The following is a 10,923-nucleotide window of genomic DNA, read 5'->3' on the forward strand; positions in this document are numbered from 1 at the left end:
CACAAAATGCACACAGGAGCACCTACTTTCATATCAAAAATTATACACCTCTTTGCAACCCGTGTCAACCCTTTGCACAAATTCCACGCACCCATTTTCAATTTTTTGTAGCAATAGACAGATTCCAAGGCTTTGTTTTGTGCACTTTGACACTATTTTTCGGCGAGTCATGCAGATTTTCCATGATTTTTTTGTCTTTCGCACAATCCGCATCTTTTTTTCACGCAGCTTTCACAAAGCCATGGCATACTAAAGCCGGTGTTTTTGCGATACCGCCCATTTTCCGGCTGAAATCCTGTGCGGATTTTATCCATTTTCCCTATGTTTCATAATATGGTTACATAACAGTCACGACAGAGATATATTATTTTGAGATAATATAAAGGTACATGTTTTTTCTGAGGGAGGCCAGCCGCAGCATCATGAAAAAACAGAAAGGAGTTTTTTATGGTTGAAATTCAAAATCTGACCAAGTACTATGGACATAAAGCCGCCCTGAAAGGGGTCAGCTTTACCATAAAAGAAAACGAAGTCCTCGGCTTTCTCGGCCCCAACGGCGCCGGAAAGTCCACCACGCTGAACATCATGGCAGGTGTCATCCCGTCCACCAGCGGAACGGTCGTCATCAATGGCTATGACATCGCGCAGCAGCCGGTCAAGGCAAAGCGCTGCATCGGATTCCTGCCGGAGATCCCGCCCATCTATCCGGATATGAAGGTACGGGAGTATCTGCACTTCGCCGCCGGACTCAAGGGCATCCCCGCCGTCAAGCGCAAGAGCGAGGTGGAGCGTGTCATGGAACGCCTGAAGATCACTGACGTGCAGAAGCGTCTGATCCGCAACCTCTCCAAGGGCTACAAACAGCGTGTGGGATTTGCGCAGGCACTGCTGGGCGATCCGCCCGTTCTGATTCTGGACGAGCCGACGGTCGGACTCGACCCCACCCAGCTGATGGAAGTGCGCAACATTATATTAGATCTGCGCCACAACCATGCGATCATTCTCAGCTCCCACATTCTGGGCGAGATCAGCGCCGTCTGCGACCGTATTGTGGTCATCAACCACGGCGAGATCAAGGCAGACGACACCATTGAACATCTGGAAGAAAGCATGGAGAGCGGTACAATACTGCGCCTGAAGGTACAGGGCAGCTCCCGCGAAGTCAGCAAGGTTGCCAGAGGCGTGGAGGGCGTTGTCCGTGTCGGCAACATCCAGTTCGTCAAGACCGGTGTCTACACCTACGACGTGGAGATTCAGGATGAGAGCATCCGAAATGCCCTGCTGTCCGCTCTGCTCCAGCGTGGACTGGAAGTGCTGGAGGTCTCCGCCGAGAAGAAGAATCTGGAACAGGTATTTGTCAAGCTGGTCAACCAGCCGGAAAAGCGTACCAGCCTGAAAGACCTGCTCGACGAGATGACGGAAGAGGATGCCGCAGAAACCAATGGTGCCGAAGAAGAGACACCGTCAGAAACAGATTCCGAGGATTCGGCGGAATCTGAAACCAAGGAGGATTAACGCCGCATGTTTGCACTATATAAAAAAGAGCTGCAGAGCTATTTTCTATCGCCTGTCGCTTATTTTGTCATTGCCTTCTTTATGGCAACCTTCTCCCTGACGCTGGTCATGGATATTTCCAATGTCAGCTCAGCCACCTATGAATTTTCCTTCCCCACGATTTTCTACACCAATCTGTTCTACTTCATCTTCCTCATCCCGCTGCTCACCATGCGTGCGTTTGCGGAGGAACGGAAAAACGGTACGGAGACGCTGCTGCTCTCCAGCCCGCTGAATGTGACACAGATCGTGCTGGCAAAGTTTCTGGCAACAGCGACCATTCTGCTGATCATGCTGGTTGCCTCCCTGTTCTACCCCATCGTCACCTCCATTTATGGCCGTGTCATCTGGGAGAGCCTGATCTGCACTTACATCGGTTTCTTCCTGTTCGGTCTGGTCTGCGCTGCACTGGGCATTTTCATCTCCTCGCTGACAGAAATGCCGCTGATCGCCATTCTGATCAGTGAGCTGGCAATGCTGCTTCTGCTGCTGATGGACAACGCCGCACAGACTGCATACCTCTCCAGCATCCCGATTCTCTCCGATGCTCTGGACTGGTTCTCCAATCAAACGAAATTCTATGTATTTTCCCAGGGTCTTCTGCAAATCTCCGATTTGCTGGGCTATGTGACAGAAATCCTTGTGTTCCTGATCTGGACCATCATCTCTGTGGAAAAAAGACGCTGGAGCAGGGGGTAAGCATTCATGAGTCAAAATCAAAAGTTCCGCAACTGGAAAAACACCAAATTCGCCGGCATGGCATGGCTTCTCGCCGTTCTGGTGCTGGTCATTGCAATCATCTTAAATATGATCGTTGCACGTCTTGGTATCAGCTGGGACATCTCGCCCAACAAGCAGTACAGTCTGAGCGATACCACAGAATCCTATCTGGACAAGCTGGATCAGGAAAATGTGACTGTAGACTTCTACCTGCTGGCAAAGATGGACGAACTGGAATCGGACGCCTCTACCCTGACGCTGTACCGTGCACTGCTCGCCTATTCCGCCCACGACTGCATCAACCTCATCGACTTCGACCCGAACAAGGATGAGGACACCATGAAGAAAATCAACGAGGGCAACGCCTACACGCTGTCCACAGGTGACATGGTCTTTGTCTGCAACGGCGTGGAAAAGCGTCTGCCGGGTTCCTCTATGTACAACACATACACCGACAGCGACGGCAACACCACCGGCGAGGACTTCGTGGGTGAAAATCTCATCACCGGCACCATCAAAGGTGTGGTAGAACAGTTCACCCCCACCATCTACTTCCTCACCGGACACGGCGAAAAATCGCTGGATCAGTACTCCACATTCTCCAAGAACCTCACCAACTACAATTATAATGCAAAGTCCCTGAACCTCTCGGAAGTGGACGCTGTTCCGGATGATGCAGCGCTGATTCTGGTGGCAGCACCCGGCGCCGACATCACCGAGGACGAGATGCAGAAAATCAACACCTATCTGGACGGCGGCGGAAACATCTCCCTGCTCATGTCCCCCAACGGCGGCGAATTTGCCTATACCAATCTGGAAAAGATCATGTCAGACTACGGCTTTACCATGGACTACGACAAGGTATACGAGACCAATTCGTCCTACCACATTTCCGGCGACAACACCACCGTTCAGTGCGAACTCCACGAACTGGACGATGACAGCGATGCGGCCGACCTGACTTCCTCGCTGATCGACCAGAATCTGTACACCTTTATGCCGGAATCCCGCAGCTTCCACTATTATGATGAGAACGGCAAGTACACCATTGCTCCCCTCATCACCACCTATGATTCCGCAGTCGGCGAACCGTACGGCGGTGTCAGCGACGATCCGGAGGAACAGAGTGGCTCATCTCTGATGCTGGCAGCTTACTCCCTCAACAACGCACGTTCGGAATCCAAGATGGTGGTATTCGGCAACGCAGAATTTATCGACGACACCCACGTTTCCAGCGAAACGGTAATCGTTCCGGTTTATCTGTTCCTGAGCACCATCAGCTGGATGTACGACAGCGACATCGATATGGAAATCGCCGCAAAGACCAGCAGCAACGATTACATCTCCTTACAGGATGCGTCCTTTGCAAGAGGTCTGATCATTGTCCTCACAGTTGTTCCTGTTGTCATTATGGCAACCGGTATTGTTGTCTGGATCAAGCGCCGGAATTCCTGATCAACAGGAGGATGATCCCATGAAAAAACAACTGATTCTGGGTCTGACTCTGCTTCTGATGGTGGCAATCGCACTGGGGACGTACTTCTTTGTGGATCACTATCAGAATCAGAAGGATGCAGAGGAATCCGAAAAATCCGCAGCGTTACAGCTAACCACCTTTAATTCCAACGATATCATCAAGCTGGATTTGCACACGCCGGAGCTGGACTACACTGTAGAACCGAATGACAGCGCCGAATGGGAGGCAGTCAATGCCACCGACATCCGGATCAACACCTATTATATTACAGCACTCTGCACCTACGGCGCAACGCTGACTGCCAGCGAAGATCTCGGTCCGGCAGACGAGGAAACCAAGAAGAGCGACGGGCTTGACGATCCCATCGCAATCACCTACTACACAGACAGCGCACAGGATACCATTTATATTGGCAACCAGACCGCAACGAAAGAGTATTTTTATGTGATGAAAAAGGGCGACGACCACATCTATCTGGTCAGCTCCGATTCTGCCGGCTATCTGGCAATCACCAAGGAACAGCTCCGCTATCGGTACATCTTACAGGACAAGGATTCCAACATCTGCAAACTCTCTCTGTCCCATGGCGACGACCTCGCTTATCAGCTGGAAAAAGCGGACTCCGCATGGATTATGACCGAACCGCTGCAAAATACTGTGGCTGTAGACAGCTCGCAGGTGTCCTCGCTGGTGACAACACTCATCCAACTGCAAATCGATGATTTCGGTGCGCAGGATGTCAGGGAAGCTGATTATGCCAAGTACAATCTGGACAAGAATTGCTATGTGTTCCAGATCACACAGGAAAACGGCGATGTGACCACGCTCCGTTTTGAAGACTACGATCCCCTCGTTTCCAGCTATATCAATTGTCTGAACGAGGAAACCGGTGAAATCTGGCGGTTCGACTCCTCCTATGTCACTTTCCTGCAGGGAAAAACCACGACCTATCTTCTGAAAACCGTCTGCAAGGTCGGCATAGACGAAATTTCCGCCATGTCCATCCAGTACAACGGCTCTTACAACGACAGAACGTTATCTATTGACACTACCTTTGGCGTGGATTATGAGAACAAAAAGTACACCTGCAACGGCACAGACATCAGCACCTATGGAGATGCCGCACTCACGGCATTCCAGGACATGTTCTCGCAGGTGTCCAGCCTCACCTATACGGAGATCCAGCTGGACAGCGACCCGCCGGAAAACGGCACCCCGTCCCTCACCATCACTTACACGCTGAAAGACGGCACCACACGCATTGTGGAACTGGTCAAGCGGGATGACACGACCTATTGGGCACGTGTGGACGGCGTTTATACCAGAACCGTTGTCCGCCAGAATGCGCTGAGCGGCAGCGGCAAAATGCTGGAGAAGTATTCGGAACTGATGACCGTGATCTCCTCTTCCGCATCCTAAGAGATTTCAAACCGCATTTTCTCGAAGAAACGAGAGGCACTGCTTTGGCAGTGTCTCTTTTTTTCGGCATTTCCCCAAACACGGCGCAAATTCCAACAAATCCATTGACAAAACGACAAAAACATATTATAATTGTAAAGAACCGTTTGTCCCGGAAGGACACACAAAAACGGCAACTCAATCGAGTCAGTGCAGTTATGAGGTGCAAACATGGAAATTCGTAAGACAAAACAAAAAAAAGCACAGAAAAAATTGTGGATCAATACCACGATCGGTGTCCTCTGCGGACTCATCGTCGTGGTATTCCTTATTGTTCTTCTCACGCAGACCGGCAAACCCAAGGTTCGGCAAAATCCTGCGGCAGTCGCAGCGGTACAAAGCACCGAAGCGGCAGAATTGGCAACCGAAGCTTCCACGGAGGAAGCGACCGAAGCTGCGAATACTTTGGTCTATCCGCAGGCAGCCGACAATCTGCTGGAACTAACCAGCTCTAACATCAACAGTCTGTACGCCGTCCTGCTGGATGTGCAGGACAACACCATTCTGGCGCAGCGTGACGCTGACCACCGGATGTATCCGGCATCCATGACCAAGATCATGACTGTGCTGGTGGCCGTGGAAAACATTCAGGATATGGACGAAACCGTCACCATGACCTACGACATCATCGCCCCTCTGGTGGAGGCTGAGGCATCCCGTGCCGGCTTCGAAGAGGGCGAAACCGTCAGCGTCCGTGATCTGCTCTACGGCATTGCGCTGCCCTCCGGTGCAGATGCAACCATTGCTCTTGCCGATCACATCTGCGGCTCGGAAGATGCGTTTGTCAAGCTGATGAACGACAAGGCACAGGAGCTTGGACTGAAAAACACCCACTTCACCAACGCAAGCGGCTTACAGGACAAGGAACACTACAGCACTGCCACAGATATCGCCCTGCTTATGAGTTATGTCATGAAAAACGATACCTGCCGTGAGATCCTGAGCACCTATCAGTATACCACAGCCGCAACTGACCAGCATCCGGAGGGAATCCTGCTGGAGAGCAATATGTTCAGCAGAATGTACGGTACAGAAGTTACTGGCATCACCATCGAAGCCGGAAAAACTGGTTACACCGATGAGGCCGGACACTGTCTGGTCAGCTATGCCACCGATGACAGCGGCAAAGAATACATTGCAGTGACGGCAATGGGCCCCAGCTACTGGCAGGCAGTCTACGATACCTTTGCTATCTACGGCACCCTCCACGACGGCTACCCCATGCCCACTGACCTTGAACCGCTGACCACCGATGAAAATGGCTACCTCACAAACATGACCGCAGATGACACCACGACTACCACAGCTGCGGAAGACTACAATGATTACAGTTACAGCTATGACGAAGGCGGCTATGATACCAATTACTCCGGCGGTGACTACGCCGATACGTGGTATTGATTACACCGCCTCTGCAATAAAACAGGAAAGGAGGAGATCCCATGCGCAATCGCCCTCGCAGACGATTGAATGCAGCTGGCTTTATGGCTTCTTTGCTCATTCTCATTGGTCTTATTTTCCTGATCGACAAAGTTTATCGGCTCATCCGCCCTGCACCCGCAGAAAATATTGTGGGCATTGGCGAATTTGCAGCATCCAATTCGGCGAATAGTTCTGACGGCAGCAACACAGATTCCACAGATGCCAACGATTCGGACAGTACGTCCTCGGATGGAATTTCTCTGGATCTCACCTCCGCCGACATGGCAAGCGGCCCTCTGGTTCTGGTGGACAGCACGCATCCTTACACCGGTGCGCAGACATTTTCGGATTTTTCCACCAACACAAACTCCAATGTCCTGCCCCGTGACACTTCGCTGACCATGCAAACCGAGGTATTCCAGCCCCTCTCCAGTCTGTTTGACGCATACGCTACAGAAACCGGCTGGCCAAATCTGCAGATCTACAGCACCACATCCGCCTACGCCGATGCCTCTTCCCTCTACACCACGGAGCTGGCAGATCGCAGCAGCGGCTACAGCTTCGACATCGGGCTGATTACCAGCACCGGCGAAGTGGTCGCCTACCTCACCAAGCAGAATGACTGGATGGTGGAGAACTCCTGGCGGTACGGCTTTGTGCTCCGCTATCCGGAGGACAAGACCGCAGCGACCGGTGTTTCCTTTACGCCCTCCCACTTCCGCTATGTGGGTGCAGTACACGCCGCAATCATGCATCAGAATAACTACTCGCTGGAAGAGTATCTCAATGCGCTGAAAAGCTACACGCTGGAGAGCGGCGGATTATCCTACGATGACGGCACTTCTTCCTATATGATCTACTACGTTCCCGCCGATGCCAGCGGCACCACTCATGTGGAGATGCCAAAGGACACAGTATACACCGTATCCGGCAATAACACGGACGGATTCATCTTCACGCTGACCATTGGCGCATCCACTTCCCCCACCACAACACAACCCGCCACAGAAGCTGCCACCGATTCCTATGACTATAGCTACGGATATGACAGCAACTCTTATGGATATGATTACTCCTATGACAATGGCTACGGGTACAGCGATTACAACAATTACAGCTACGATAGCTATGATTACAATTATGGCTACGACAACAGCTACAATTATGGTTATGACAGCTATGGATACGGATACGACACCTATGCTGATCCCAACGCCGGATACTACGGATACTGACCGGTTCTATGATTCCCATACTTCCCTTGCGGCGCTTTTCGAAGCGTCGCTTTTTTCTGCGGAATGGTTGAAAAAGGCGTCCTGTCGGCTAGCATTTTTTACAAAATTCACTTGACAGAACGAAAAAAATAGATTATAATGTAAGAAATGCTACTTGTCAACCTGAGGTCATTTGCCGGTATTTCGGAGGAAATTGCCTCAAACATTAGCATAACATCAGAAAGGGGTTTTCGATTCTATGAAACCAAATTGGAGAAAAACCGTGGCCGGTCTTACCGCCATTGTCATGTTGCTTCCCGCATGCGTGGGTTCTGTTTCTGCAGAACCAGCTGTATCCGCAGAAGCAGCTTCTGTTTCGGTAGAGCTGCCTGAACTGGAGGAGCCTATGCCGGAGGAAGCGGTTGCTGCACAAATTGATGCAGATCTGGACGCCATCGCACCAGAGCTCTCCCTCACCAAAATTGACATGTCCAAAACCGCACCGGTTGTCGGCGCAGGCGAACAGGTTACCGAGGACGGTCTGCACTACACTGTTCTTGCCAGAACCATTCACATCACGGGATGCGATGAAGGAATCACCGATGTGGTCATTCCGGATACCATTGACGACTATCCGGTAACCTACATTGATGCAGAGGCATTCTACGGCAGACAGGATATCACCTCCATCACATTTCCGGATTCTCTGGTGGGCATTGCCGCAAGCGCTTTTGTCGGCTGTACCGGTCTGACGGATCTCGTGATTCCGGAGGGCGTGAAAATGATCAACACCAACGCCTTCACCATGTGCTCCAACTTGAAAAACATCTCGCTGCCCTCCACACTTACCATCATCGGCAGTGAAGTATTCGCTTACTGCACCGCTCTGGAGAGCATCACCATTCCGGGCGGTGTAACAGCACTGGGAACTACTATGTTCACCAACTGTTCCGGCCTGAAAACCGTCATTCTGGAAGAGGGCGTTCAGACCATCGGCGCAAATGCCTTCTACAACTGTTCTTCTCTGGAAAACGTACAGTTCCCGGAATCTTCCATGAAGAGCATTTTGGCAGGCGCTTTCTCCTACTCCGGTGTTACCTCTATGGATTTACCGGACAGCATCACTTCCATTGCAACCGGCGCATTCAGCCATTGTGAAAATCTGAAGTCTGTACACATTCCTGCAAGTATGACCTCTCTGCGAAAGGACACATTCTCCTACTGCGGTCTGGAATCCATCGACATTCCGGAGAATATCACTGCCATCAAGTGCGGTGTCTTTGCATACTGTAATCAGCTGGCCTCCGTTACCCTTCCGGAAACTCTGAAATCTCTGGAAGAGATCGTATTTTACAACTGCACCGCACTGGAACGCATCAAGCTGCCGGACAGCCTGACAGATGTTGCGGACAACCTGTTCTATGGCTGCACCGGACTGAAGAGCGTTGATTTCGGTACTGGCATCACCAAGATCAAGAATTCCTCTTTCTATGGATGCAGCGGTCTGGAAGAAATTGTTCTGCCGGATACAGTCGTTTCCATCGGTGAGAGCGCATTTGCAGAGTGCACCGGCGCAACCAAGCTGGTGATCGGCAACTCGGTAAACCAGATCGGCAAGTGGGCGTTCTATCATGATGAAGGTCTGAAGGACATCACCATCGGTGCCGGCCTTACCTCGCTGGACAACTACATGTTCTACCGCTGCTCTGGTCTGGAATCCATCAACATTCCGGACAACATTACCAAAATCGGTCAGAACACCTTTGCCAAGTGTGACGCTTTGAAGGAAGTTACGCTGCCGGATACGCTGACTTCCATTGGAAAGAACGCATTTGTGAACTGCGGTTCTCTGGAAAACATCACGATCCCCAAGAGCGTTAGCACCATTGAAGAAGGCGCATTTGGTTATGATGTGGTAGATGACACCCTGCAAAAGAACGATGTCATCACCATCACCGGTTATTACATCAGCGAAGCGCACAATTATGCCGACGCAAACGACATTCCGTTCATTCCGCTGGATGCTCCTGAGACTACAGACACTACCACAACACCGCCCGTTGCTACGGAAACCACACAAACCTCTGAGACCGCTGAAACCACAAACACCACAGACACAAGCACCAGCGGTTCTGACGAAACTACTGCTTCCACTGACAGCACCTCCGAAACAACTTCCACCGAGCCAATTCCGTTCACCGTTCTGTACGGCGACGTTAATCTGGATGGCAGAGTTGGTCTGGACGATGCCGTTATGCTGAACAAGGCAGTGGCTGGTTCCGTTGTCCTGAACGAAAATGCAAAGTCAAATGCTGAGTGCAACGCTGCGCCCGGAATTGATGCTGCAGACAGTATGAGCTTGCTAAAGTTCCTGGTTCATATCATCGATAATCTGCCGGAAGCAGCAGAATAAGATACTCTCTCGTTTTAAAATCAACCAAATACCCAAACGGCACAGCAAAAATCAAAGCTGTGCCGTTTTTTGTGCGATTTTTTCAAAAGTGTCTTGCAAATCTATCGAAAATATGGTATAATGCTTAAAGCGTATGACAATTGGGAGGAACTTATGAACATTATTTTTTTGATTAAGCCAAAATGTGAAACCGCATTCTTATACTGCGACGATTCCATTCGGCAAGGCTTGGAAAAAATGCACTATCACCACTATACCGCCATTCCTGTCATTGATCACAACGGCGTCTATCAGGGAACAATGACAGAAGGCGATTTCTTGTGGTATATTTTGAATCGAAATCGTGAAAACGATGCGATTCACTGCGACATCCGCACAACAGAACACACAGATATTTCTGGTCTTATCCGAAAAGATTTCAATCCGCCGGTGAATATTTACGCATCCATGGAAGATCTTTTGCAGCGGGTTATGGATCAAAACTTTGTTCCTGTGATCGATGATCGTGGTGTTTTTGTCGGAATCATCACAAGAAAAGATGTCATCCGCTATTTTGTTGAAAAAGATTGCAAAGGCTGAATAAAAAACGCGTACCTTGACACAACACAAGGTACGCATTTTTTATATTTTGTTTTACCCGAAAACGAAACGAGGCGCAATCGGAA

General features: G+C 50.5%; 8 protein-coding genes. All 8 read left to right on the forward strand.

Going from position 1 to position 10,923, the window contains the following annotated elements; translation table 11 throughout:
- Positions 1 to 447 precede the first annotated feature (447 nt).
- The 8 genes from QZL66_RS01560 (at position 448) to QZL66_RS01595 (ending at position 10,837) form a co-directional block, all read left to right on the forward strand.
- Positions 448 to 1,515: an ABC transporter ATP-binding protein gene (locus QZL66_RS01560; protein ID WP_022410011.1), complete on the forward strand. Its 1,068-nt coding sequence runs from the start codon at positions 448 to 450 to the stop codon at positions 1,513 to 1,515.
- Between the two features lie 6 nt (positions 1,516 to 1,521).
- The gene (locus tag QZL66_RS01565; RefSeq protein WP_022410012.1) at positions 1,522 to 2,253 is read left to right on the forward strand and encodes an ABC transporter permease; all 732 of its coding nucleotides are present in this window, start codon (positions 1,522 to 1,524) and stop codon (positions 2,251 to 2,253) included.
- 6 nt (positions 2,254 to 2,259) lie between these two features.
- On the forward strand, positions 2,260 to 3,729 hold the full coding sequence (locus QZL66_RS01570; RefSeq protein ID WP_022410013.1) for a GldG family protein: 1,470 nt from the start codon (positions 2,260 to 2,262) through the stop codon (positions 3,727 to 3,729).
- A gap of 19 nt (positions 3,730 to 3,748) precedes the next feature.
- Positions 3,749 to 5,170, forward strand: coding sequence for a DUF4340 domain-containing protein (locus QZL66_RS01575; protein ID WP_022410014.1), 1,422 nt, complete (start codon positions 3,749 to 3,751; stop codon positions 5,168 to 5,170).
- Positions 5,171 to 5,380: 210 nt separating this feature from the next.
- Complete coding sequence (locus QZL66_RS01580) at positions 5,381 to 6,610, forward strand: D-alanyl-D-alanine carboxypeptidase family protein (RefSeq protein WP_022410015.1); 1,230 nt, start codon at positions 5,381 to 5,383, stop codon at positions 6,608 to 6,610.
- Positions 6,611 to 6,651: 41 nt separating this feature from the next.
- Positions 6,652 to 7,866, forward strand: a complete 1,215-nt coding sequence (locus tag QZL66_RS01585; protein ID WP_022410016.1) for a M15 family metallopeptidase — start codon at positions 6,652 to 6,654, stop codon at positions 7,864 to 7,866.
- Positions 7,867 to 8,104: 238 nt separating this feature from the next.
- Positions 8,105 to 10,258: a leucine-rich repeat protein gene (locus tag QZL66_RS01590; protein WP_293601760.1), complete on the forward strand. Its 2,154-nt coding sequence runs from the start codon at positions 8,105 to 8,107 to the stop codon at positions 10,256 to 10,258.
- 153 nt (positions 10,259 to 10,411) lie between these two features.
- The gene (locus tag QZL66_RS01595; protein ID WP_022410018.1) at positions 10,412 to 10,837 is read left to right on the forward strand and encodes a CBS domain-containing protein; all 426 of its coding nucleotides are present in this window, start codon (positions 10,412 to 10,414) and stop codon (positions 10,835 to 10,837) included.
- The last annotated feature ends 86 nt before the right edge of the window (positions 10,838 to 10,923 follow it).

The sequence above is a fragment of the Ruminococcus sp. CAG:330 genome (assembly GCF_000437175.1).
Classification (GTDB): Bacteria; Bacillota; Clostridia; order Oscillospirales; family Ruminococcaceae; genus Ruminococcus_C.

Excerpts from the sequence above, each read along its gene's own strand:
- QZL66_RS01560 (WP_022410011.1), top strand. The coding sequence starts at position 448 with ATGGTTGAAATTCAAAATCTGACCAAGTACTATGGACATAAAGCCGCC.
- QZL66_RS01565 (WP_022410012.1), top strand. The coding sequence starts at position 1,522 with ATGTTTGCACTATATAAAAAAGAGCTGCAGAGCTATTTTCTATCGCCT.
- QZL66_RS01570 (WP_022410013.1), top strand. The coding sequence starts at position 2,260 with ATGAGTCAAAATCAAAAGTTCCGCAACTGGAAAAACACCAAATTCGCC.
- QZL66_RS01575 (WP_022410014.1), top strand. The coding sequence starts at position 3,749 with ATGAAAAAACAACTGATTCTGGGTCTGACTCTGCTTCTGATGGTGGCA.
- QZL66_RS01580 (WP_022410015.1), top strand. The coding sequence starts at position 5,381 with ATGGAAATTCGTAAGACAAAACAAAAAAAAGCACAGAAAAAATTGTGG.
- QZL66_RS01585 (WP_022410016.1), top strand. The coding sequence starts at position 6,652 with ATGCGCAATCGCCCTCGCAGACGATTGAATGCAGCTGGCTTTATGGCT.
- QZL66_RS01590 (WP_293601760.1), top strand. The coding sequence starts at position 8,105 with ATGAAACCAAATTGGAGAAAAACCGTGGCCGGTCTTACCGCCATTGTC.
- QZL66_RS01595 (WP_022410018.1), top strand. The coding sequence starts at position 10,412 with ATGAACATTATTTTTTTGATTAAGCCAAAATGTGAAACCGCATTCTTA.